The organism is Enterobacter cloacae complex sp. CARB60, assembly GCF_036487345.1.
GTDB lineage: Bacteria > Pseudomonadota > Gammaproteobacteria > Enterobacterales > Enterobacteriaceae > Enterobacter > Enterobacter asburiae_D.
Window position 1 is genome coordinate 1183140 of record NZ_JAZKLC010000002.1, and the last position, 23073, is coordinate 1206212.

Genomic DNA, 23073 nt, shown 5'->3' on the forward strand with positions numbered 1-23073 from the left:
AGCATTTCCACGATATGTCCAACAGTGCCAGAAAAGTATGACAGTTATTTTTTTTGTTGGGGATTTTAGAAGGTTGGAGAAGGGGATATCGGGTAATGCAATGTACAGCTCGGGTAAGCGCAGCAGCGCCACCCGACATAACAAACTACTCTTCCGCCGCATGACCCTGCGGGGGTAACTTCACGCCGTCCAGCCAGGCTGCGCCGTCGCGCATCTCGAGACGCCCGTCGACAAACCAGCTCACCACCAGCGGGTAGATGGCGTGTTCCTGGGTCTGCACGCGTTCGGTCACGTCTTCTTCGCTGTCACCGTCAAAGACCGGGACTTTGGCCTGCAGGATCACCGGACCGCCGTCCAGCTCGTCGGTAACGAAATGCACGGAGGTGCCGTGCTCCTCATCGCCGTTTTCCAGAACCTGACGATGGGTGTGCAGGCCGGGATATTTTGGCAGCAGGGAAGGATGGATATTCAGCAGACGACCGGCGAAGTGTTCGACGAAAGCCGGGCTCAGAATACGCATATAGCCCGCCAGCACGACCACGTCCGGCGCGTAGGCATCAATCTCCTGAACCAGCTCGCGGTCAAAGGCTTCACGCCCGGCGAACTGGCTGGCTTCCAGCGCGTGCGCAGGAATGTTCGCTTCCCGCGCGCGCTCAAGGCCGAACGCGTCGGCCTTGTTGCTGAAAACTGCCCGAATGGTGCCATTGATTTTCTTCTGTTTGCAGGCGTCTATGATGGCCTGCAAATTGCTTCCGTTACCGGAAATGAGCACCACGATGTTTTTCATTCAATGACCACACGCTGTTCGGAATCGGAAGATTTAATCGTACCGATTTTCCACGCGTTTTCACCTTTCTCTGTCAGCAGCTTAACCGCTTTGTCCGCTTCGCTTGCCGGCAGGGCGATAACCATGCCCACGCCGCAGTTAAAGGTGCGGTACATTTCGTGAGAGCTCACGTTGCCTGCGGTCTGCAGCCAGTTGAAGACGGCCGGCCACTGCCATGAGGATTCGTCGATCACCGCCTGGGTGTTATCCGGCAGGACGCGCGGGATGTTTTCCCAGAAGCCGCCGCCGGTCAGGTGAGCGATAGCGTGAACGTCGACGTTCTCGATAAGCTCAAGCACGTTTTTCACGTAGATACGGGTCGGCGCCAGCAGATGGTCAGCCAGCGGTTTACCGTCAAGCTCGGTAGTCTGCGGGTCGCAGCCGCTCACTTCGAGGATTTTACGCACCAGGGAGTAGCCGTTGGAGTGCGGGCCGCTGGAGGCCAGCGCGATCAGCATATCGCCATCCGCCACTTTGCTGCCGTCGATAATTTCTGATTTTTCTACTACGCCGACGCAGAAGCCCGCGACGTCATAATCTTCGCCGTGATACATGCCCGGCATTTCCGCGGTTTCACCACCGACCAGCGCACAGCCGGACTGCAGACACCCTTCGGCGATACCGTTAATCACGCTGGCAGCGGTATCCACGTCCAGTTTGCCGGTCGCGTAGTAATCGAGGAAGAACAGCGGCTCTGCGCCCTGAACCACCAGGTCATTCACGCACATCGCGACCAGATCGATACCGATCGTGTCGTGACGCTTTAAATCCATCGCCAGGCGCAGTTTAGTGCCTACACCGTCAGTACCCGAGACCAGAACAGGTTCACGATATTTTTGCGGCAGCGCGCACAGTGCGCCGAAGCCACCCAGACCACCCATCACTTCCGGGCGGCGGGTTTTTTTCACCACACCTTTGATTCGGTCAACCAGCGCATTACCTGCGTCAATATCAACACCGGCATCTTTGTAGCTGAGAGAAGTTTTGTTGGTCACGGCTTAAATCCCCACGCGATTGCATAGCTAGTAAGAAAAATCGGCGCAATTCTAACAGTCCAGGCAAACGTTTGCGAGCCTATTCTGGACGTGAGGATCTTTTTTTCTGTGTGCCCCAGGAATGCAGCCAAACTTGACTCTGTTCACGAAAATGAAACCGGTTTCTGAGAACTGCTTGCAACGGTTATTCCCTTTGCACATCATCGAACTGAAACCGGTTTCTGTAATTGTTTTTGCAGAAAATAACGCAGAATGAGGGAAAGCGAATGTCAGGATTTAAAGCAGATTTTCTGTGGGGTGGGGCCGTAGCGGCGCATCAGCTGGAAGGCGGCTGGAAAGAGGGCGGCAAGGGCGTGAGCGTGGCCGATGTGATGACCGCGGGCGCGCACGGCGTGCCGCGTGAAATCACCAACGGCGTGCTGCAAGGGAAAAATTACCCTAACCATGAAGCCATCGATTTCTATCATCGCTATAAAGAAGACATCAAACTCTTTGCCGAGATGGGGTTCAGGTGCTTCCGCACCTCTATCGCCTGGACGCGGATCTTCCCGAAAGGGGACGAGCTTGAGCCTAACGAGGCTGGCCTGAAATTCTATGACGATCTGTTCGACGAGTGTCTGAAGCACGGCATCGAACCGGTTATCACCCTGTCTCACTTCGAAATGCCTTTCCATCTGGTCACGGAGTACGGCGGCTGGCGCAACCGTAAGCTGATCGACTTCTTCGTTCGTTTCGCAAAAGTGGTCTTCCAGCGCTACCAGCATAAAGTGAAGTACTGGATGACCTTCAACGAGATCAACAACCAGGCCAACTTCCACGAAGACTTTGCGCCGTTCACCAACTCCGGGCTGAAGTACGCGCCGGGTGAAGACCGCGAGCCGGTGATGTTCCAGGCGGCGCACTATGAGCTGGTGGCCAGCGCCCTGGCGGTGAAGGCGGGGCGCGAGATTAACCCGTCGCTACAGATTGGCTGCATGATTGCCATGTGTCCTATCTATCCGCTGACCTGCGCGCCGGACGATATGATGATGGCGATGAACGCCATGCACCGCCGCTACTGGTTCACCGACGTTCACGTGCGCGGCAGGTACCCGCAGCATCTGCTCAACTACTTCGAGCGTCGCGGCTTCGCGCTGGATATTACCGAAGAAGATAAAGCGGCGCTGACGCAGGGCTGCGTGGACTACATCGGGTTCAGCTACTACATGTCCTTCGCCACCAAGGCGACGCCGGACAACCCGCAGCTGGACTACGACGAAAGCAAGAGCCTGGTCTCTAACCCGTACGTGCAAAAATCCGACTGGGGCTGGCAGATTGACCCGGTGGGGCTTCGCTACTCCCTCAACTGGTTCTGGGATCACTACCAGCTGCCGCTGTTTATCGTTGAGAACGGCTTTGGCGCGATCGACGTTCAGGAGAGCGACGGCACGGTGAACGACCAGTACCGCATTGACTACCTGTCCGCCCACATTCGCGAGATGAAAAAAGCGGTTGTGGAGGATGGCGTAGACCTGATGGGCTATACCCCGTGGGGCTGTATCGACCTGGTGTCTGCCGGAACGGGCGAAATGAAAAAACGCTACGGCTTTATCTTTGTCGATAAAGACAATGAAGGGAACGGCACGCTGAACCGCAGTAAGAAGAAATCGTTCGACTGGTATAAGCAGGTGATTGCGAGCAACGGCGATAACCTGTAATTGTCGGGTGGCGCTAACGCTTACCCGACCTACACTACACGTAGGCCCGCGTAAGCGCAGCGCCACCGGGCAGAACCCGCACCCAAGCCGGAGTCTCGCCTCCGGTTTTTTTGTCTCTAAATCACTTTGCTTGATATACATCAAGCAACATGGGTATGGCCTAATCCGAAAAAAGCGGTATAATCCCGCGATTTTTTTGCGGACGCCACCTCAGAGGAGAAAGAGAATGAAGATTGTGGAAGTGAAACACCCACTCGTTAAACACAAGTTGGGCCTGATGCGTGAGCATGACATCAGCACGAAGCGTTTTCGCGAACTGGCATCTGAAGTCGGCAGCCTGCTGACCTACGAAGCGACCTCTGATCTGGAAACAGAAAAAGTCACCATCGAAGGCTGGAACGGCCCGGTGCAGGTTGAGCAGATCAAAGGTAAGAAAATTACCGTGGTGCCAATCCTGCGTGCCGGTCTCGGCATGATGGAAGGCGTGCTGGAGCACGTGCCAAGCGCGCGCATCAGCGTGGTCGGGATCTACCGTAACGAAGAAACCCTTGAGCCGGTTCCTTACTTCCAGAAGCTGGTGTCTAACATCGACGAGCGTATGGCGCTGGTGGTTGACCCAATGCTCGCGACCGGTGGTTCTATGATCGCTACCATCGACCTGCTGAAAAATGCGGGCTGTAACAGCATTAAGGTGCTGGTACTGGTTGCCGCTCCGGAAGGGATCGCGGCGCTGGAAAAAGCGCACCCGGACGTTGAGCTGTATACCGCCTCTATCGACCAGGGGCTGAACGAGCACGGGTACATCATCCCGGGGCTCGGCGATGCCGGCGATAAGATCTTTGGTACGAAATAATCGAATAACGATAAATAAGCCGACTTTGATAGTCGGCTTTTTTTTGAATAAAACACCAACAATACTACACAGAGGAAAACACTATGACGCGCCGTGCTATCGGGGTGAGTGAAAGACCGCCGCTTTTACAGACTATCCCGCTTAGTTTGCAGCACCTGTTCGCTATGTTTGGCGCAACCGTGCTGGTGCCAATCCTGTTCCACATTAACCCGGCTACCGTGCTGCTGTTCAACGGCATTGGTACGCTGCTGTACCTCTTTATCTGTAAAGGCAAAATCCCGGCGTATCTCGGGTCGAGCTTCGCCTTTATCTCGCCGGTGTTACTGCTGCTGCCGCTGGGTTATGAGGTCGCACTGGGCGGCTTTATTATGTGTGGCGTCCTGTTCTGCGTGGTCTCCTTCATTGTGAAGAAAGCCGGTACCGGCTGGCTGGACGTCATGTTCCCCCCTGCGGCGATGGGCGCAATCGTTGCCGTCATCGGTCTGGAGCTGGCGGGCGTGGCGGCGAATATGGCCGGTCTGCTGCCTGCTGACGGCCAGTCACCGGATTCCAAAACCATTATCATCTCGCTGGTAACGCTGGGCGTGACGGTATTTGGCTCCGTGCTGTTCCGCGGCTTCATGGCGATTATCCCGATCCTGATCGGCGTGCTGGCGGGCTATGCGCTCTCCTTCGTGATGGGCGTGGTGGACACCACCCCGATTGCTCAGGCGCACTGGTTCGCCCTGCCAACCTTCTATACGCCACGCTTTGAATGGTTTGCGATCTTCACCATTCTGCCTGCGGCGCTGGTGGTGATTGCAGAGCACGTCGGCCACCTGGTGGTGACGGCGAACATCGTTAAGCGCGATTTAATCCGCGACCCGGGCCTGCACCGCTCCATGTTTGCGAACGGTTTCTCCACCATCATCTCCGGTTTCTTTGGCTCCACGCCAAACACCACCTACGGCGAGAACATCGGCGTGATGGCGATTACCCGCGTCTACAGTACCTGGGTTATCGGCGGCGCGGCGATCATCGCCATCCTGCTCTCCTGCGTCGGCAAGCTGGCGGCAGCGATTCAGATCATTCCTGTGCCGGTGATGGGTGGCGTTTCTCTGCTGCTGTACGGCGTGATCGGTGCCTCCGGTATTCGCGTGCTGATTGAGTCCAAAGTGGATTACAGCAAGGCGCAGAACCTGATCCTGACCTCCGTTATCCTGATTATCGGCGTGAGCGGTGCGAAGGTGCATATTGGTGCAGCCGAGCTGAAAGGCATGGCGCTGGCGACCATCGTCGGCGTGGGCCTGAGCCTGATCTTCAAGCTGATCTCGGTAATCCGCCCGGAAGAAGAAATTCTGGACGCGGACGACAGCGAAAAAGCGCCACATTGATCCTTTAACCGGGTGGGCGATCCGCCCGGTTCTCTCCTTGCAGGTTCCGTGCTAAACTCCGTTCCGATTTTATGTAAGATCTGGTTGAGGTACTTCTGAACGGACCGGCACAGCTCTCTCTGCCACTCTATCTCCCTGACGACGAAACTTTCGCGAGTTTCTGGCCGGGTGATAACCCCTCTTTACTGGCTGCACTGCAAAACGTGCTGCGCCAGGATCACAGCGGATACATCTATATCTGGTCACGCGAAGGCGCGGGGCGCAGCCACCTGCTGCATGCCGCCTGCGCGGAGCTTTCGGCGCGCGGAGATGCGGTAGGCTATGTGCCGCTGGATAAACGTACCTGGTTCGTGCCTGAGGTGCTTGAGGGAATGGAACATCTTTCGCTGGTCTGCATCGATAATATCGAATGCGTGGCGGGGGATGAGCCGTGGGAAATGGCGATCTTTAACCTCTACAACCGCATTCTGGAATCGGGTAAAACCCGGCTGCTGATCACCGGCGATCGTCCGCCGCGTCAGCTCAATCTGGGGCTGCCGGATCTGGCGTCTCGTCTGGACTGGGGGCAAATCTACAAGCTCCAGCCGCTGTCGGATGAAGATAAGCTTCAGGCCTTACAGCTGCGCGCTAAGCAGCGCGGGTTTGAGCTGCCGGAGGACGTGGGGCGCTTCCTGCTGAAGCGTCTGGATCGCGAAATGCGCACCCTGTTTGACACGCTCGATCAGCTCGATCGCGCCTCCATTACCGCCCAGCGCAAGCTGACCATTCCGTTTGTGAAAGATATTCTCAAGCTTTGAGTTTTTTGCCGGGTGGCGGCTGCGCCTTACCCGGCCTACAGGCGGGTTTTGTAGGCCCGGTAAGCGTAGCGCCACCGGGCGAAACGGTTAAAGGATATCGAGCACGTCTTCCGGCGGGCGTCCAATGCGCGCCTGGCCGTTCGCCACCACAATCGGGCGCTCAATCAGCTTTGGATTTTCTACCATCGCCTGGAGCAGCTCAGCCTCGGTGAGACGGCTGTCATCCAGGTTAAGCGACTTATACAGATCTTCTTTCTGGCGCATCAGCTCTCTTGCGCTGCCCATTCCCAGCATGTGAAGCAGCTGGCGGAGGGTTTGCGCGTCCGGTGGAGTGTCGAGGTACAGCACCACCTCCGGCTCAACGCCGTTAGACTTCAGCAGGCTCAGGGTGTCGCGGCTCTTGGAGCAGCGAGGGTTGTGATAGATTTTTACGGCGTCTGTCATGACGTGAATTCTCCTTTATTACATCTTCTCGTACGGCTTAAAGCGCTGCTGCAGGCCGCGTAGCTGATCGATACGCGCGTCGTAACGGGCCTGCTGGAGGCTGCCGAGTTTGACCTGCGCGCTGGCGCTGCTGAGGGTGGAAATCGCCTGATCGAGGCGGCCCACCAGGGCAAAACCTTCGGCACGCGCCGCCAGCTCCTGATCGCGGTTGCCGAGCTGGGCTTCCGCCTGAGCGAGCAGATCCCAGCCGTTTTGATCGTCTTTATTATTAAAGGTGTAGCGGTTCAGAATGGTCGCCGCTTCTCCCGGCTGGCCGCCCTGTAAGTAAGCGTTCGCCAGGTTAAGCTGCAGCACCGGGTTGGTACGGACCTCTTTCGCCCCTTTCAGACGGTTGATCGCATCGGCCGTTTTCTTCTGCCCCAGATCGATATCCGTCGACAGGTCGAGGTACCACGGGTTATTCGGGTCGGCCGCCAGAAGCGGCTGCAGCGCTTTACGCGCCTCGTCGTATTTGCTGGCTTCCATCGCCTGGAGCGCCTGACCATACTGCGCGGCGTTTTTCTCACGCACGTTGCCTTTCGCCAGGGTATCCAGCAGGTCGCTGGTGAGCTGGTTACGCCCGGAATTGTACATCCCCAGCGTTCTCACCTTCGCCATGTAGAAATCCTGTGATGACTGGACCACGACCGGACGCATCTGGTTGGCACGGTTACGCGCGTCCGACAGACGGCTTTCAGGTAATGGGTGCGTCAGCAGGATTTCCGGCGGACGGGAAGAGTAACGCGCCTGATCGAGCAGTTTTTCCAGGAAGCTCGGCATGGCCTGCGGGTCAAAGCCCGAACGCTGCAGCACCTGAATCCCGATGCGGTCCGCTTCCTGTTCGTTTTGCTGGGTAAAGCTGATCATCCCCTGACGCGTTCCCGCCAGCGTACCGGTCAGGGCTGCCATCCCGGCCTGCGGGCTGGCCATCGCCAGCAGAATAGAGCCCAGCGCGCCCACCCAGGTGAGGGGGGCGTTACGTTTCTGATCTTCCATGGCACGCGCCAGGTGGCGCTGGGTGACGTGTGAAATTTCGTGCGCCATCACCGAGGCCAGCTGGCTTTCGTTGTCAGAGTAACGGAATAACGCCGAATGCAGCACCACGTTACCGCCAAAGAAGGCGAAGGCGTTGATTTCGTCATTATTGATTAAATAGAAATGGAAGGGCGTTTTTACCGAGTCGGCGTGCGAAACCAGACGCATCCCCAGCCCGTTAATGTACTGTACCAGCAAAGGGTCATTAATCAGCGGGGCGCTGCCGCGCAGCTGGCGAACATAGTAATCCCCCATTTGCATCTCTTGCCCAATGGAGAGCGTGCTTCCTGCTGTGGTGCCCATGTCCGGCAATGAATCGGACGAGTCAGCAAAAGCGGGCAACACCTGACCGATCGTCACCGCGGCAATCAGTGTTGCAACCAGTGTTTTTCTCAACTGCCTGAACATAACCACTGTCCTGTATGTTGGATGTGCTAATTTGACCGATGAACCGGCTTATCGTTCATCTCTGCTGCCCTGCGAGTGTAGCCGTGTTACCGCATGAAGAAAATCCCATTCAGCAGGCTTTTACGGATTGTGTCAGCGATACAAAAAGCGAAAGTCTTTTTTGTGACAGTTAGATACAATTCACCGTCTCACTCCCGCCATTCGATTCAGGGAAGGGTTGTATGCTCGAAATGTTAATGCAGTGGTACCGGCGTCGGTTCAGCGATCCGGAAGCCATTGCTTTGTTGGTTATTCTGGTTGCCGGGTTCGGTATTCTTTTTTTCTTCAGCGGCCTGCTTGCGCCCCTGCTGGTGGCGATTGTGCTGGCGTACCTGCTGGAGTGGCCAACGGCACGACTGGAGCATATCGGCTGTTCCCGCCGCTGGGCGACCAGCATCGTCCTGGTGCTGTTTGTCGGCATCCTGCTGTTAATGGCCTTTGTGGTGATGCCGGTAGCCTGGCAGCAGGGGATCTACCTTATTCGCGATATGCCCGGCATGTTGAACAAGCTGTCTGATTTTGCCGCCACGCTGCCGCGCCGTTACCCGGCCCTGATGGATGCCGGGATTATTGATGCGATGGCCGAAAATATGCGCGCCCGCATCATGACGATGGGCGATTCGGTGGTGAAGTATTCTCTGGCGTCGCTGGTCGGGCTGCTCACGCTGGCGGTTTACCTTGTGCTCGTGCCGCTGATGGTTTTCTTCCTGGTGAAAGACAAAGACCAGATGCTCAACGCCGTGCGCCGTATTCTGCCGCGCAACCGCGGGCTGGCAGGGCAGGTCTGGGAAGAGATGAACCAGCAGATCACAAACTACATTCGCGGCAAGGTGCTGGAGATGATTGTCGTGGGGGTAGCCACCTGGATTGGCTTCCTGATTTTCGGCCTGAACTACTCGCTGCTGCTGGCGGGGCTGTCGGTCCTGATTCCGTACATCGGCGCGTTTGTGGTGACCATTCCGGTTATTGGGGTCGCGCTGTTCCAGTTTGGGCTGGGGACTGAGTTCTGGAGCTGCTTCGCGGTGTACCTGATTATTCAGGGGCTGGACGGTAATCTGCTGGTACCGGTGCTGTTCTCCGAAGCGGTGAACCTGCATCCGCTGGTGATTATCTTATCCGTGGTGATTTTCGGCGGGCTGTGGGGCTTCTGGGGCGTGTTCTTTGCGATTCCGCTGGCGACGCTGATTAAAGCCGTGGTCCACGCGTGGCCGGATGTGCCGGCGGTGGAAGAGAAGTAGTTTTTGTGCGGCCTGATGCCCTCACCCCAACCCTCTCCCGCGGGAGAGGGTGCAAATACTAAAAACGGCAACCAGGTTGCCGTTTTGCATTTATCTTGTAGGTCGGGTAAGGCGAAGCCACCACCCGACACTCACTTTCAGGCACTTTGTTTCAGCCAGTTCAACACCACGTCGTGGTGGTTGCTGGTTTTGAAGTCGTCAAACACATGTTCAACTTTACCGTCAGCGTCAATCAGGAAGCTGATGCGGTGAATGCCGTCGTAGGTTTTACCCATAAACGTCTTCTCGCCCCAGACGCCAAACTGCTCGCACACCTGATGATCTTCATCAGAAAGCAGCGTGAAGTTCAGCAGCTCTTTTTCAGCAAATCGTGACAGCTTTTCTGGTTTATCCGTGCTGATACCCAGCACTTCCACGCCAACTTTTTTCAACTCATCCATGTTATCGCGTAAGCCGCAGGCCTGTACGGTGCAGCCGGGGGTCATGGCTTTCGGGTAGAAATAGACCAGAACACGCTGTCCCTGGAAGTCGGTCAAATTTACTTGCTCGCCGTCTTGATCCGGTAAGCTAAATTTCGGTGCGATGTCACCGGCTTTCAGTGGGTTCATTACTCAACTCCATCCTGTTCGTGCTGCGAATAATTGACGACGCTTATACTGCCCTGCGCGTTTAATTCTGTACAGAGGGCTTTGAACGCTTGCTCGATATTTGACGCATCCTGTGAGGCAGGGCTGTGCGCGGTAATTTGAATAAACAGCACCGGAAGACCATGGTCATCGCTTGTCTGCGTACGGGAAACCAGTTCGGCAATATTCATCTGATGACTGTCAAAAAGCGCCGTGAAACGCTCAATCAGATGCGGAGAATCAGGGACTTCAACCTGCACCCAGACGGTAGAAGGCAGTGCCGGACGCGGACGCGCCGTGGTGCGCTTCATGACAATCAGCAAATCCAGTTCGGCCCCCTTCAGCGGCAGGGTCGATTCAATCAACGTAATGGCGTTCCATGTCCCTGAAAGCAACATAATAAATGTGAACTCTTCGCCAAGCATAGCCAGACGGCTGTCTTCGATATTACAGCCGCAGCTGCTTACGTGGCGGGTGATGGTGTTCACGATACCCGGCCTGTCGGCACCCAGCGCAGTGATAACCAGGTAATGTTGTGATGAGGTTGTCAAACCTGTTCTTCCTTTGCATGGTTAAGTCTTCCTAAGGAAAGCATAAAAAAAACATGCATACAACCGCCTGAGAGCCTCAGGTCGCTTGCTTTTATTACAGTTCCAAACGTAACATTGAGGCTCTTGTTCGCACAGAGGATGGCTCATGTTCACGGGAAGTATTGTCGCGCTTGTTACACCGATGGATGAAAAAGGTAATGTCTGCCGGTCAAGCATGAAGAAGCTCATTGATTACCATGTCGCCAACGGAACCTCGGCGATCGTTTCGGTAGGGACTACCGGTGAATCCGCAACGCTGAGCCACGACGAGCACGGCGATGTGGTGATGCTGACCCTGGAACTGGCTGACGGACGTATTCCGGTCATCGCGGGGACAGGGGCGAATGCAACCGCAGAAGCTATCAGCCTGACTAAACGTTTTAACGACAGCGGCATCGTTGGCTGTCTGACGGTGACCCCTTATTACAACCGTCCTACTCAGGAAGGTTTGTTCCAGCACTTCAAAGCCATCGCTGAACATACTGACTTGCCACAAATTCTGTATAATGTGCCGTCCCGTACCGGTTGCGATATGCTGCCGGAAACCGTTGGTCGTCTCTCGGAAGTAAAAAATATTATCGGTATTAAAGAGGCGACAGGGAACTTAAGCCGCGTTCATCAGATCAAAGAGCTGGTTTCAGACGACTTTATCCTGTTGAGTGGTGATGATGCGACCGCGCTGGACTTTATGCAGCTCGGTGGTCATGGCGTGATCTCCGTAACGGCAAACGTTGCGGCGCGTGATATGGCTGAAATGTGCAAACTGGCCGCAGCCGGCCACTTTGATGAAGCGCGTGTTATTAATCAGCGTCTGATGCCGCTGCACAATAAATTATTTGTCGAACCCAATCCGATCCCAGTGAAATGGGCATGTAAGGAGTTGGGACTTGTAGCATCCGACACGCTGCGTCTGCCAATGACACCGATTACCGACCACGGTCGTGATATCGTCAGGGCGGCGCTGAAGCATGCCGGTTTGCTGTAGAGTTTAGGGAGATTTGATGGCTTATTCAGTACAGAAGTCGCGCCTGGCGAAGGTTGCGAGTGTTTCGCTTGTTATGCTGCTCGCTGCCTGTAGTTCAGATTCGCGCTACAAGCGCCAGGTGAGCGGTGATGAATCCTATCTGGATGCGACCCCGCTTGCTGAACTTCACGCACCGGCTGGTATGATCCTGCCGATTCAGAACGGCGATTATAATATTCCCGTGACCAACGGCAGCGGCCTGGTCGGTAAAGCGCTTGATATTCGTCCGCCAGCACAGCCTCTGGCGCTGGTGAGCGGGGCGCGCACCCAGTTCACCGGTGATACGGCGTCTCTGATGGTTGAGAGCGCGCGCGGCACCACGCTGTGGCCGCAGGTTGTCAGCGTTATTCAGTCGAAGAACTACACCATCGATAAACGCGATGACGCCAGCCAGACGTTAACCACCGACTGGATCGAATGGAACCGTCTGGATGAAGACCAGCAGTACCGCGGTCGTTATCAAGTCTCCGTCAAACCACAGGGTTACCAGCAGGCGGTTAACGTTAAGCTGTTGAACCTGGAGCAGGCGGGTAAACCGGTTGCGGATGCCGCGTCCCTGCAGCGTTACAGCACCGAAATGCTGAACGTGATTGCGGCGGGTCTGGATAAGACCGCTACCGATGCCGCCAACGCCGCGCAGAGCCGCAACGGCGCGACCTTCGATGTGCAAAGCGGTGCGGATGATACCGGCCTGCCAATGCTGGTGGTTCGTGCACCGTTTAACCAGACCTGGCAGCGTCTGCCAGCGACGCTGGAAAAAGTGGGCATGAAAGTGACCGACAGCACGCGTTCGACCGGCAGCATGACGGCAACGTATAAGCCGCTCTCCGACAGCGCATGGCAGGAACTGGGCGCGAAAGATCCTCAGCTTGCCTCCGGCGACTACAAGATTCAGGTAGGCGACCTTGATAACCGCAGCAGTCTGCAGTTTATCGATCCAAAAGGTCACACGCTGACCCAGTCGCAGAACGATGCGCTGGTCGCTGTCTTCCAGGCAGCATTCAGCAAATAAATACGAGGGCTGGTGAATCCAGCCCTTTTTATTTTAGTGCCACGCAAACGTGTGCGTGGCATAATATCCCCAGTTTTGAACACAAATCATCACACCAGGAGTAATGAAGATGCAGAAGCAAGCTGAGTTGTATCGTGGCAAAGCGAAGACCGTATACAGCACGGAAAACCCGGATCTGTTGGTGCTCGAGTTCCGCAATGATACGTCAGCAGGGGATGGCGCACGCATTGAGCAGTTCGATCGTAAAGGCATGGTGAACAACAAGTTCAACCACTTCATTATGACCAAACTGGCCGAAGCGGGTATCCCGACCCAGATGGAAGCGTTGCTGTCCGATACGGAATGTCTGGTGAAAAAACTGGATATGGTTCCGGTCGAGTGCGTTATTCGTAACCGTGCGGCGGGCTCCCTGGTGAAGCGTCTCGGCATTGAAGAAGGTATCGAACTGAATCCACCGCTGTTCGACCTGTTCCTGAAAAACGATGCTATGCACGACCCGATGGTCAACGAATCCTACTGCGAAACCTTCGGCTGGGTGAGCAAAGAGAACCTGGCGCGTATGCAGGAGCTGACCTACAAAGCCAACGACGTGCTGAAAAAACTGTTTGATGACGCGGGCCTGATCCTCGTCGACTTCAAGCTGGAGTTTGGTCTGTTCAAAGGCGAAGTGGTGCTGGGCGATGAGTTCTCACCAGACGGTAGCCGCCTGTGGGATAAAGAAACCCTGGATAAAATGGACAAAGACCGTTTCCGTCAGAGCCTGGGTGGCCTGATTGAAGCGTACGAAGCGGTTGCTCACCGTTTAGGCGTTAAGCTCGACTAACTCCCTCACTTGCCAAAGGATGTTCTCATCCTTTGGCGTCTTACCCTTGTTTCCTATGGTAATCTTGCCGTTAACCGCCTACGATCATAGCTATTATAAATGGAATAGTTCGAGGTGGTTATGCGCTGGCAAGGGCGTCGTGAAAGTGACAATGTAGAAGACAGACGCAGTGATGGCGGCGGCGGTCCTTCAATGGGTGGGCCAGGCTTCCGGTTACCCAGCGGCAAGGGCGGGATAATCCTGCTGATTGTGGTTTTAGTCGCGGGTTACTACGGCGTTGACCTCACCGGTTTAATGACCGGTCAGCCGCTGCAACAGCAGGAGCATTCTCAGCGCTCCATCAGCCCGAATGAAGATGAAGCGGCCAAATTTACCTCCGTTATTCTCGCCACAACAGAAGACACCTGGGGTCAGCTGTTTGAGAAGATGGGGCGTACCTACCAGCAGCCGAAGCTGGTGATGTACCGCGGGGCAACCCGAACCGGATGCGGTACCGGGCAATCTGTGATGGGGCCGTTCTACTGCCCGGCAGACGGCACCGTCTATATCGATCTCTCTTTTTACGATGACATGAAACGCAAGCTTGGCGCTGACGGTGATTTTGCCCAGGGCTATGTGATCGCGCATGAAGTCGGCCATCACGTGCAAAAGCTGCTGGGAATTGAGCCAAAAGTGCGCCAGCTCCAGCAAAATGCGTCTCAGGCTGAAGTGAACCGCCTTTCCGTTAAAATGGAGCTGCAGGCAGACTGCTTTGCGGGCGTCTGGGGCCACAGCATGCAGCAGCAGGGCGTGCTGGAATCCGGCGATCTTGAGGAGGCGTTAAATGCCGCTCAGGCTATCGGTGACGACCGTCTTCAGCAGCAGAGCCAGGGGCGCGTCGTGCCGGACAGCTTCACTCACGGTACCTCACAGCAGCGCTATAGCTGGTTTAAACGCGGCTTCGACAGCGGCGATCCGGCGCAGTGTAATACCTTCGGTAAAGCGATGTAATGCTGGAGTTTGAACAGCTGATAGGCGAGCTTGAGCGCACCGGCCATCGTCGGCTGGTGGTGCTCAGCGGTGAAGCGCAGTGGACGTTAACCCAGGCGGTTGCCCTGCGTGACGCCTTGCCCGGAGACTGGGTAAGGCTTGACGAACACCCTTCAAAAGCCATCAGCGGCCTGCTGGGACGCGAGTTCCGCCATGCCGTTTTTGACGCCAGCGCCGGGTTTGATGTCGCCGCGTTTGCCGCCCTGAGCGGAACGCTGAGCGCCGGAAGCCTTCTGGTGCTGCGGGTTCCGCCGCTCGACGCGTGGGCCGAGTTGCCAGACAGCGATTCACTGCGCTGGAGCGACAGCGCCGAAGCGATAGCCACGCCGCATTTTGTACACCATTTCTGCCGCACGATTGCCGCCGATCCCGACGCGATTGTCTGGCTTCAGGGCCGCGCGTTATCCCTTCCGCCTTTACCCGACGCGCCTGACTGGCAGCCTGCCAGCGGCGCACCGCAGCGCGAGCAGGCTGAGATCCTGGATGTGCTGCAGGGGATGGCGGAGGGCATCGTGGCCGTCACCGCCGCGCGCGGGCGCGGAAAATCAGCCCTGGCGGGCATGCTGCTGAACCGCATTGCGGGCAGCGCCGTGGTCACCGCGCCGTCGAAGGGGGCGACGGATATCATCGCCCGCTTTGCCGGAGAGCGTTTTCATTTTATGGCCCCGGACGCGCTGCTTGCCTCTTCACATCGGGCTGACTGGCTGATTGTCGATGAAGCCGCTGCGATCCCCGGACCTCTGCTGGAAAAGTTAGCTGTCCGCTTCCCTCGCGTGCTGTTGACCACCACGGTGCAGGGATATGAAGGGACGGGTCGGGGATTCTTGCTTAAATTCTGCGGTCGGTTTGCCGGGCTGCAGCGCTACAGCTTATCTACACCGGTGCGCTGGGCTGCGGGCTGCCCGCTTGAGCGGGTTGTCGCCAGCGCGCTGCTGTTTGACGATACGCTGATTGACCGCCGCCCGGAAGGAGAGGTGCGTCTAACGTCCCTGACGCCAACGGCATGGGAAAGCCGCCCGGCGCTTGCAGCGAACGTATACGAGCTCCTCTGCGCGGCGCATTATCGTACCTCGCCGCTCGATTTACGCCGCATGATGGACGCGCCCGGGCAGCGGTTTGCCGTTGCCGAAACGGACCCGGATATCGCCGGGGCGCTCTGGCTGGTGGAGGAGGGCGGGCTGTCCCCCGAGCTTAGCCGCGCCGTGTGGGCAGGGTACCGGCGTCCGCGCGGTAACCTGGTGGCGCAATCTCTGGCGGCGCACGGCGGCTCTCCGCTGGCGGCGACGCTCAGAGGACGACGGGTGACCCGCATTGCCGTACATCCTCACCGTCAGCGGGAAGGGATTGGCCAGGCGCTTGTTCGCAGCGCCAGCGGCGAAGATTATCTGTCGGTGAGCTTTGGCTATACCGATGAGCTTTGGCGTTTCTGGCAGCAATGCGGGTTTGTGCTGGTGCGGATGGGAAGCCATCGTGAAGCCAGCAGCGGCTGCTACACCGCGATGGCCTTGCTGCCGCAGAGTGAGGCAGGGCATCAGCTGTGCGAGCAGGCGCAGCAGCGTCTGAAGCGCGATGCGCGGGTGTTATCGGCCTGGAACGGTGAAAAGATACCCGTGGAGGATGGCTGGGAAGCTACCCTTAATAATGACGACTGGCTGGAGCTGGCGGGGTTTGCTTTTGCGCATCGGGCGTTTTCAACCTCGGTTGCCGCACTGACGCGGCTGTTGTTAACCGTGGACATGCCGCTTCCGGCCCTGCGTGGGAAAATGGAAGGGAAAGTGGAAGACGTCGGGCGAAAAGCGTTGCTGGCAACGTTGCGCAGTGAAACCGCGCAAGCGATTGAAAGTCTTGACTATCCGCGCTGCCAGCAGCTGAAAGAAGATATTTTGCAATGGCAATTTTTTCAATGACTTCTTCAGTAAAGTGGCATGGTCATTCACGTCGGGAGGCGTAGAATCCAGGGCATCTATTAAGGAGACCACCATGAAACATGACCATTTTGTTGTTCAAAGCCCTGACAAACCGGCTAAACAGTTACTGCTTCTGTTTCATGGCGTTGGCGATAATGCCGTCAATATGGGTCAGATTGGCAGCTGGTTTGCGCCTGTTTTTCCGGAGGCATTGATTGTCAGCATCGGTGGCGTAGAGCCGTGTGGTCCGAACGGACGCCAGTGGTTCTCTGTTCAGGGCGTGACGGAAGAGAATCGTCAGGCTCGCATCGACGCCATCATGCCCACCTTTATCGATATCGTCCGCTACTGGCAGCAGCAGAGCGGCGTGGGTGCCGACGCAACCGCGCTGATTGGCTTCTCGCAGGGGTCAATCATGTCGCTGGAAAGCGTTAAAGCGCAGCCGGGTCTGGTTTCACGCGTCATCGCGTTTAACGGCCGTTTTGCGACGCTACCGACCAGCGCGACCACGCGGACGACCATCCACCTCATCCACGGTGGTGAAGACCGGGTGATTGAGCTCTCGCATGCGGTTGCCGCCCAGGAAGCGCTGATTCGCGAAGGTGGGGATGTGACGCTGGATATCGTTGACGAGCTGGGCCACGCGATTGACGACCGTAGCATGCAGTTTGCGCTCGATCGTTTGCGCTATACCGTACCGAAGCACTACTTTGATGAAGCGCTCAGCGGCGGTAAGCCGGATGATAGTGATATTGTAGAGTTTATGTGAGGTTTCCCCCTCTCCCGGGGAGAGGGGAAACTTAACGATTACTTCTTCTGGTCCTTCTTCGGCCAGTCGTCGTCATCGTCCCACTTGTCGTTAAAATCACGGTGCGGGGGAAGATCCGGTTTGTTGGCGAGAAATTTTTTATGGTCAACGCGCTTAAGATCTTTAATCACGTTAAGCAATACGCCAACCAGAAAAACTAACACCAGAATCCACCAGTACTTTGAAAGCCAATCCATTCGCTATTCCTCTCAGAGCGTTCGTCAGGCGACGAGTTGCTCCATAATACGTTGATACATACGGGCCAGCAGTTGCAAATCTGCCGCATTGACACACTCATTGATTTTATGAATGGTTGCGTTCACTGGACCCAGTTCGACAACCTGGGCGCCCATACGGGCGATAAAGCGTCCGTCTGAGGTGCCACCCGTTGTCAGCAGCTGTGGCTTAATTTCATTATAGTGCTCGATGGCGTTCACCACCGCATCCACCAGTTTACCGCGCTGCGTCAGGAACGGCTGGCCGGAAAGCCACCACTCCACTGTGTAGCGCAGCTGATATTTTTCCAGCAGGGCGACAATGCGCGCCTTGATCATCTCATCGGTCAGTTCGGTGCTGAAGCGGAAGTTAAACTGGACGAAGTAATCACCCGGGATCACGTTGTTGCTGCCGGTCCCGGCCTTGACGTTCGCAATCTGCATGCTGGTTGGCGGGAAGAATTCGTTGCCTTTATCCCACTCGATGCCCACCAGCTCGCTCAGCATTGGCGCAGCGCGATGGACCGGGTTATCGGCCAGATGCGGGTAAGCAACGTGCCCCTGAACGCCGTGAATGGTCAGGTTACAGGTCAGCGAGCCACGGCGCCCGTTTTTGACGACATCACCCACCACTTCGGTACTGGACGGCTCACCGACCAGACAGTAGTCGAGACGCTCGTTACGCGCCATCAGCGCTTCAACGACCTTCACGGTACCGTTATGGGCGCTGGCTTCTTCGTCGGAGGTGATTAAAAACGCCAGACGGTTTTTGTGGTTTGGATGCTGGGCCACAAAGCGCTCTGCCGCCACGACCATCGCCGCCAGAGAGCCTTTCATGTCTGCCGCGCCGCGACCAAACAGCATGCCATCGCGGATGGTCGGTTCAAACGGCGGGTTAATCCAGCGATCCGCATCACCGGCGGGAACGACGTCAGTATGCCCGGCAAAGGCTAGCGTTTCACCCTGGCCACGCCACGCCCAGAAGTTCTGGGTATCGCCAAAATCCATGCGTTCAACGGTGAAACCGATGGCGCGCAGGCGCTCAATCATAAGTGCCTGACAACCTGCGTCGTCCGGGCTAAGGGAAGGACGGCGAATAAGCTGCTGAGTCAGCTCAATGACCGGGCATGACATAAACTACACCTCAACGAAAAAAGTCGGAATAAAGGGTTTCACTGAAACCCAGCAGCATAGGCTGCCCTGGCGCGCAGAGCAATGGGCGTTTGATCATTGCCGGCATCTCGAGCATCAGTTTTGCCGCGCTGTCGGCGTTGTTGATGCTGGCGCGCAGAGATTCATCGAGTTTACGCCATGTGGTGCCGCGCGTATTCAGCAGGGCTTCCCACCCCAGTTCGCCGATCGCGTTATGCAGAAATTCTGCATCAAGCCCGTCGGCACGGTAATCGTGGAAGCGGTACTCCACGCCGTTAGCTTCCAGCCAGCGGCGGGCTTTTTTGATGGTGTCGCAATTTTTAATGCCGTACATCACAACCATGGTGAATCCTTTTGCTCTTATGGCGATTAAATGTTCAGTAAATTCGAAGATATATCCTTAAGTGGAATATAACACATTCAGGAATCGTCTGGATTTACACTTCATCTTAATTCAACTCACATCTGTACGCTGAATATTCTTTCACCCTTTAAGCATAGATGTCCATAAGCTTTAAATTTCGAATAAACTCAGCAGGTAAAATAAAACTCACCCGTCCGTGGGGTTATTTCAAAATATTGCTAGCCGTCACAAAAAATTGATGGCTCTCCGTTCATATTTATCATAAATCCCCGCAGGACGTGGGGTACAATCACAGCAATTGGTTAAATAGTCTTCACAATGATGGTCCGTTTTTGTAGAATGCGCATAATAATAAGAGAGGTTGTTATGATTGAACGTGAACTGGGGAACTGGAAAGATTTTATCGAAGGCATGCTTCGTAAATGACATTCAGTAAGAATTGCAAGAGCACTAAAATAAGTAAAATAACCATAGTGTGAATTAATCACACAATAAAAAGGCGGCCGATAAAGCCGCCTTTTTTTATTTCAATCACTTACTCAGCGCGTTCCTTTAACGGGAAGCGGCGACGCACCAGCACAAAGAACAACGGCACGAAGTAAATGGCCAGAATGGTGGCCGAAATCATGCCGCCCATGACCCCGGTCCCTACCGCGTGCTGGCTGCTGGAGCCTGCCCCCGTACTGGTTGCCATCGGCAGCACGCCAAAGACAAACGCCAGCGACGTCATCAGGATCGGGCGTAAGCGCTGACGGCAGGCGTGCAGCGTGGCGGCCATCAGCTCGTGGCCTTTGGCATTCATCTCGTTGGCAAACTCAACGATCAGAATGGCGTTTTTCGCCGACAGGCCAATCACGGTGAGCAGACCCACCTGGAAGTAAACATCGTTCTCCAGGCCGCGCATCCAGGTCGCCAGCAGGGCACCGATAACCCCAAGCGGCACGACCAGCATGACGGAGAACGGGACCGACCAGCTTTCATACAGTGCGGCAAGGCAGAGGAAGACCACCAGCAGAGAGAGCGCGTAAAGCGCGGGGGCCTGTGCCCCGGAGAGACGCTCCTGGTAGGACATGGCCGTCCACTCGAGACCAAAACCGGCGGGCAGCTGCTGCACCAGTTTTTCCATGGTATCCATGGCGGTACCGGTACTGACCCCCGGCGCGGCTTCCCCGACGATTTCAACCGCAGAGTAGCCGTTATAGCGCTCCAGACGCGGCGAGCCGCTCTCCCAGTGCGAGTTGGCAAAGGCGGAGAAGGGCACCATGCCGCCGGCATTGTTCCTGACAAACCAGCGGTTTATATCATCCGGCAGCATGCGGAACGGCGCGGCGGACTGGACATACACTTTTTTCACGCGGCCGCGATCCATAAAGTCATTCACGTAGCTCGAGCCCCACGCCGTTTGCAGGGTGTCATTAATATCGTTGATCGAGACGCCCAGCGCCTGCGCCTTGCGCTGATCGATATCCACCTGGAGCTGCGGGCTGTCGTCAAGACCGTTATGGCGAACGCGGGTCAGGCCCGGCTCGTTGCCTGCCAGCGCTAGCAGCTTATCGCGTGCCGCCATCAGCGCCGTATGGCCCGCCCCGGCGTGATCCTGCAGCTCCATATCAAACCCGGCGGAACTGCCCAGGCCGCTTATCGCCGGCGGGCTGCTGGCGAAGACGCGCGCCTCTTTGATGTGCGCAAAGGCTTTGGTCGCGCGTTCAATAATGGCAAATGATGTTCCCGTTCTGGTATCGCGCTCGTCCCAGTCCTTCAGGCGGACGAACATGCGGGCGACGTTCTGCCCGTTTCCGCCCGGGCCAGAGCCCACGGTGGAGAAGACCGACACAACGTTATCTTTCTCTTTGGTGAAGAAGTACTGTTCCACCTGCTGGACCACCTTCAGCGTCTGCTGCTGCGTTGCGCCGCTCGGGAGCTGCACCGAGGTGGTGAACATTCCCCGGTCTTCCATCGGCAGGAACGAGGTGGGAAGATGCATAAACAGCCAGACCATGCCGCCCAGCAGCACAACGTAAATCATCATCCAGCGCAGGCTGCGATGGAGCACGCCACCGACGGCCGATTCATACCGCGCGGCATTGCGGTTGAACATGCGGTTAAACCAGCCGAAGAACCCTTTTTGCCCGTGCTGCTCCCCTTTGTGCAGCGGTTTCAGAATAGTGGCGCACAGCGCAGGGGTGAGGATCAGCGCCACCAGCACGGAGAGCACCATCGCCGAGACGATGGTTATCGAGAACTGACGGTAAATCGCCCCGGTGGTGCCGCCAAAGAAGGCCATCGGGATAAAGACGGCCGACAGCACCATCGCAATACCGACTAACGCCCCCTGAATTTGCCCCATGGATTTGCGCGTCGCCTGGCGCGGTGAGAGACCTTCTTCGCTCATGATGCGCTCGACGTTTTCAACCACCACGATGGCATCATCCACCAGAAGGCCAATCGCCAGCACCATCGCAAACATCGTCAGGGTGTTAATGCTGTACCCGAACGCGTAAAGCACCGCAAAGGTCCCCAGCAGCACCACCGGGACGGCAATGGTGGGGATCAGCGTCGCGCGGAAGTTTTGCAGGAACAGGTACATCACCAGGAACACCAGCGCGATGGCTTCCAGCAGGGTCTTCACCACGTCCTCAATCGACGCTTTAACGAAGGAGGTGGTTTCATAGGCGACTTTGTACTCCAGCCCGTGCGGGAAATACTGTGAAAGCTCGTCCAGACGGTCCAGCACCAGTTTGGCCGTGGCCATTTCGTTTGCGCCGGAGGCCAGTTTAATCCCCAGACCGGAGGCCTGATTGCCGTTAAAGCGGCTCAGGTAGTCGTATTTTTCCGCCCCCATTTCCACCGTGGCGACATCGCCCAGACGCACTTCCGACCCATCCTGATTCACGCGCAGGGTGATGTTGCGAAACTGGTCCGGCGTCTGCAGAAGGGATTGTGAATTGATGGTGGCGTTCAGGGCCTGCTTATCGACGGACGGCGTTCCTCCCAGTTGCCCCACCGCAATCTGGGCGTTCTGGGCTTTAATGGCATCCGTCACGTCGGTTGCCGTCATCTGGACGCTGTTCAGCTTGTTGGGATCGAGCCAGATGCGCATTGAGTACTGTGAGCCGTAAGCGTCGATATCGCCGACGCCGTTAATACGGCTGATGGGATCCTGAATATTACTGGCGACGTAGTCCGCAATGTCCTGTTTATCCATCGAGCCATCAGTCGAGACAAATGCGATGGTCAAAATGTTGGTATCACCGGTTTTACGCACGGTCACGCCCTGATTCTGCACCGCCTGGGGCAGCTTGCGCATGGCCGACTGCAGCTGGTTTTGTACCTGCTGCACCGCTTCGTCCGGGTCGGTGCCCGCCTTAAAGCTCAGGGTCACCGTCGCCTGGCCCGTGGCGCTACTTTGCGAGGACATGTACATCAGGTTATCCAGACCCGTCATGTTCTGCTCGATAACCTGCGTCACGGTGTTTTCCAGCGTTTGTGCGGAAGCGCCGGGGTAGTTTGCGGTGACGCGCACGTTAGGCGGTGCCAGATCGGGGTATTGCTCAACAGGAAGTGAAGTAATCGCCAGGACACCTGTCAGACACAACAGGATGGCAAGCACCCAGGCAAAAATGGGGCGATCGATGAAAAAATTCGCCATGAAAGTGTGACCTCGTTTTGCTGCACGTCATTATTGTTTATTGCCCGCATAACTTTAGCGGTAAGGGCCAGGTCAAACGTGGAGAAATAAAGGAGATAATGTAAATTATCATGCGCTTTTCCCTGCGCTT

At 56.4% G+C, this 23073-nt stretch carries 22 protein-coding genes; 12 read left to right on the plus strand and 10 right to left on the minus strand.

Annotated elements, in window-relative coordinates; genetic code table 11:
* Positions 1–145: 145 nt before the first annotated feature.
* On the minus strand, positions 146–787 hold the full coding sequence (gene purN, locus V4835_RS06755; RefSeq protein WP_024907555.1) for a phosphoribosylglycinamide formyltransferase: 642 nt from the start codon (positions 785–787) through the stop codon (positions 146–148).
* Entirely contained in the window at positions 784–1821 is a 1038-nt protein-coding gene (purM, locus tag V4835_RS06760; RefSeq protein WP_331411640.1) for a phosphoribosylformylglycinamidine cyclo-ligase, read from the minus strand. The genes purN and purM overlap by 4 nt, the downstream gene beginning before the upstream one ends.
* Positions 1822–2087: 266 nt before the next feature.
* Here purM and V4835_RS06765 point away from each other — a divergent pair, with 266 nt between their 5' ends.
* The 4 genes from V4835_RS06765 to V4835_RS06780 all read left to right on the plus strand — a co-directional run bounded on the left by V4835_RS06765 (position 2088) and on the right by V4835_RS06780 (position 6541).
* Positions 2088–3518: a 6-phospho-beta-glucosidase gene (locus V4835_RS06765; RefSeq protein ID WP_331411641.1), complete on the plus strand. Its 1431-nt coding sequence runs from the start codon at positions 2088–2090 to the stop codon at positions 3516–3518.
* Between the two features lie 226 nt (positions 3519–3744).
* Positions 3745–4371 (plus strand): uracil phosphoribosyltransferase, encoded by a 627-nt coding sequence (upp, locus tag V4835_RS06770; protein WP_023308769.1) that lies wholly within the window; start codon positions 3745–3747, stop codon positions 4369–4371.
* An 83-nt stretch (positions 4372–4454) separates the two neighbouring features.
* A complete protein-coding gene (gene uraA / locus V4835_RS06775; RefSeq protein WP_063143458.1) occupies positions 4455–5744 on the plus strand; it encodes a uracil permease in 1290 nt (429 codons plus the stop codon).
* Between the two features lie 95 nt (positions 5745–5839).
* Positions 5840–6541, plus strand: a complete 702-nt coding sequence (locus V4835_RS06780) for a DnaA inactivator Hda (protein ID WP_211438414.1) — start codon at positions 5840–5842, stop codon at positions 6539–6541.
* Positions 6542–6628: 87 nt separating this feature from the next.
* Here the strand turns inward: V4835_RS06780 and arsC are convergent, their stop codons facing one another.
* Together arsC and bepA are read right to left on the minus strand one after the other, a co-directional pair.
* Positions 6629–6985 (minus strand): arsenate reductase (glutaredoxin), encoded by a 357-nt coding sequence (gene arsC / locus V4835_RS06785; RefSeq protein WP_331411643.1) that lies wholly within the window; start codon positions 6983–6985, stop codon positions 6629–6631.
* A gap of 18 nt (positions 6986–7003) precedes the next feature.
* Positions 7004–8467: a beta-barrel assembly-enhancing protease gene (gene bepA, locus V4835_RS06790; RefSeq protein ID WP_063143459.1), complete on the minus strand. Its 1464-nt coding sequence runs from the start codon at positions 8465–8467 to the stop codon at positions 7004–7006.
* Positions 8468–8688: 221 nt separating this feature from the next.
* On the opposite strand from bepA, the gene V4835_RS06795 reads away from it, so the two are divergent.
* The gene (locus V4835_RS06795; protein ID WP_331411645.1) at positions 8689–9744 is read left to right on the plus strand and encodes an AI-2E family transporter; all 1056 of its coding nucleotides are present in this window, start codon (positions 8689–8691) and stop codon (positions 9742–9744) included.
* Positions 9745–9881: 137 nt separating this feature from the next.
* On the opposite strand, the gene bcp is transcribed toward V4835_RS06795, so the two are convergent.
* Positions 9882–10352 (minus strand): thioredoxin-dependent thiol peroxidase, encoded by a 471-nt coding sequence (gene bcp, locus V4835_RS06800; RefSeq protein WP_014171119.1) that lies wholly within the window; start codon positions 10350–10352, stop codon positions 9882–9884.
* Positions 10352–10921 (minus strand): glycine cleavage system transcriptional repressor, encoded by a 570-nt coding sequence (locus V4835_RS06805; protein ID WP_023308758.1) that lies wholly within the window; start codon positions 10919–10921, stop codon positions 10352–10354. The genes bcp and V4835_RS06805 overlap by 1 nt, the downstream gene beginning before the upstream one ends.
* A gap of 145 nt (positions 10922–11066) precedes the next feature.
* Here V4835_RS06805 and dapA point away from each other — a divergent pair, with 145 nt between their 5' ends.
* From dapA to ypfH, 6 genes are all read left to right on the plus strand, one after another.
* The gene (dapA, locus tag V4835_RS06810; RefSeq protein WP_023308757.1) at positions 11067–11945 is read left to right on the plus strand and encodes a 4-hydroxy-tetrahydrodipicolinate synthase; all 879 of its coding nucleotides are present in this window, start codon (positions 11067–11069) and stop codon (positions 11943–11945) included.
* 16 nt (positions 11946–11961) lie between these two features.
* Positions 11962–12996 carry an outer membrane protein assembly factor BamC gene (gene bamC / locus V4835_RS06815; RefSeq protein WP_032643577.1) on the plus strand — a complete coding sequence of 345 codons (1035 nt, stop codon included), beginning with the start codon at positions 11962–11964 and terminating at the stop codon, positions 12994–12996.
* A 109-nt stretch (positions 12997–13105) separates the two neighbouring features.
* Positions 13106–13819: a phosphoribosylaminoimidazolesuccinocarboxamide synthase gene (gene purC / locus V4835_RS06820; RefSeq protein ID WP_023332985.1), complete on the plus strand. Its 714-nt coding sequence runs from the start codon at positions 13106–13108 to the stop codon at positions 13817–13819.
* Positions 13820–13939: 120 nt separating this feature from the next.
* Entirely contained in the window at positions 13940–14809 is an 870-nt protein-coding gene (ypfJ, locus tag V4835_RS06825) for a KPN_02809 family neutral zinc metallopeptidase (RefSeq protein ID WP_032659348.1), read from the plus strand.
* Complete coding sequence (locus V4835_RS06830; RefSeq protein WP_331411650.1) at positions 14809–16755, plus strand: tRNA(Met) cytidine acetyltransferase TmcA; 1947 nt, start codon at positions 14809–14811, stop codon at positions 16753–16755. The genes ypfJ and V4835_RS06830 overlap by 1 nt, the downstream gene beginning before the upstream one ends.
* Before the next feature lie 73 nt (positions 16756–16828).
* Positions 16829–17524, plus strand: a complete 696-nt coding sequence (gene ypfH, locus V4835_RS06835; protein WP_331411651.1) for an esterase — start codon at positions 16829–16831, stop codon at positions 17522–17524.
* Between the two features lie 38 nt (positions 17525–17562).
* On the opposite strand, the gene V4835_RS06840 is transcribed toward ypfH, so the two are convergent.
* From V4835_RS06840 to V4835_RS06850, 3 genes are read right to left on the minus strand one after another with little or no spacing between them, the layout of a single operon-like run.
* Positions 17563–17760: a YpfN family protein gene (locus tag V4835_RS06840; RefSeq protein ID WP_014171111.1), complete on the minus strand. Its 198-nt coding sequence runs from the start codon at positions 17758–17760 to the stop codon at positions 17563–17565.
* Between the two features lie 24 nt (positions 17761–17784).
* Positions 17785–18912 (minus strand): succinyl-diaminopimelate desuccinylase, encoded by a 1128-nt coding sequence (gene dapE, locus V4835_RS06845; RefSeq protein WP_121425186.1) that lies wholly within the window; start codon positions 18910–18912, stop codon positions 17785–17787.
* A gap of 10 nt (positions 18913–18922) precedes the next feature.
* Positions 18923–19273, minus strand: a complete 351-nt coding sequence (locus V4835_RS06850; protein WP_063143464.1) for an ArsC family reductase — start codon at positions 19271–19273, stop codon at positions 18923–18925.
* A 387-nt stretch (positions 19274–19660) separates the two neighbouring features.
* Between V4835_RS06850 and ypfM the strand changes: the two genes are divergently transcribed.
* On the plus strand, positions 19661–19720 hold the full coding sequence (gene ypfM / locus V4835_RS06855) for a protein YpfM (RefSeq protein ID WP_015572204.1): 60 nt from the start codon (positions 19661–19663) through the stop codon (positions 19718–19720).
* Between the two features lie 109 nt (positions 19721–19829).
* Here the strand turns inward: ypfM and acrD are convergent, their stop codons facing one another.
* Entirely contained in the window at positions 19830–22943 is a 3114-nt protein-coding gene (gene acrD, locus V4835_RS06860) for a multidrug efflux RND transporter permease AcrD (RefSeq protein WP_331411653.1), read from the minus strand.
* Positions 22944–23073: the final 130 nt, after the last annotated feature.

Bases quoted from the DNA above. Each gene is read 5' to 3' on its own strand.
- purN (WP_024907555.1), bottom strand. From the start codon at position 787: ATGAAAAACATCGTGGTGCTCATTTCCGGTAACGGAAGCAATTTGCAG.
- V4835_RS06765 (WP_331411641.1), top strand. From the start codon at position 2,088: ATGTCAGGATTTAAAGCAGATTTTCTGTGGGGTGGGGCCGTAGCGGCG.
- upp (WP_023308769.1), top strand. From the start codon at position 3,745: ATGAAGATTGTGGAAGTGAAACACCCACTCGTTAAACACAAGTTGGGC.
- uraA (WP_063143458.1), top strand. From the start codon at position 4,455: ATGACGCGCCGTGCTATCGGGGTGAGTGAAAGACCGCCGCTTTTACAG.
- arsC (WP_331411643.1), bottom strand. From the start codon at position 6,985: ATGACAGACGCCGTAAAAATCTATCACAACCCTCGCTGCTCCAAGAGC.
- bepA (WP_063143459.1), bottom strand. From the start codon at position 8,467: ATGTTCAGGCAGTTGAGAAAAACACTGGTTGCAACACTGATTGCCGCG.
- V4835_RS06795 (WP_331411645.1), top strand. From the start codon at position 8,689: ATGCTCGAAATGTTAATGCAGTGGTACCGGCGTCGGTTCAGCGATCCG.
- bcp (WP_014171119.1), bottom strand. From the start codon at position 10,352: ATGAACCCACTGAAAGCCGGTGACATCGCACCGAAATTTAGCTTACCG.
- dapA (WP_023308757.1), top strand. From the start codon at position 11,067: ATGTTCACGGGAAGTATTGTCGCGCTTGTTACACCGATGGATGAAAAA.
- bamC (WP_032643577.1), top strand. From the start codon at position 11,962: ATGGCTTATTCAGTACAGAAGTCGCGCCTGGCGAAGGTTGCGAGTGTT.
- purC (WP_023332985.1), top strand. From the start codon at position 13,106: ATGCAGAAGCAAGCTGAGTTGTATCGTGGCAAAGCGAAGACCGTATAC.
- ypfJ (WP_032659348.1), top strand. From the start codon at position 13,940: ATGCGCTGGCAAGGGCGTCGTGAAAGTGACAATGTAGAAGACAGACGC.
- V4835_RS06830 (WP_331411650.1), top strand. From the start codon at position 14,809: ATGCTGGAGTTTGAACAGCTGATAGGCGAGCTTGAGCGCACCGGCCAT.
- ypfH (WP_331411651.1), top strand. From the start codon at position 16,829: ATGAAACATGACCATTTTGTTGTTCAAAGCCCTGACAAACCGGCTAAA.
- V4835_RS06840 (WP_014171111.1), bottom strand. From the start codon at position 17,760: ATGGATTGGCTTTCAAAGTACTGGTGGATTCTGGTGTTAGTTTTTCTG.
- dapE (WP_121425186.1), bottom strand. From the start codon at position 18,912: ATGTCATGCCCGGTCATTGAGCTGACTCAGCAGCTTATTCGCCGTCCT.
- V4835_RS06850 (WP_063143464.1), bottom strand. From the start codon at position 19,273: ATGGTTGTGATGTACGGCATTAAAAATTGCGACACCATCAAAAAAGCC.
- acrD (WP_331411653.1), bottom strand. From the start codon at position 22,943: ATGGCGAATTTTTTCATCGATCGCCCCATTTTTGCCTGGGTGCTTGCC.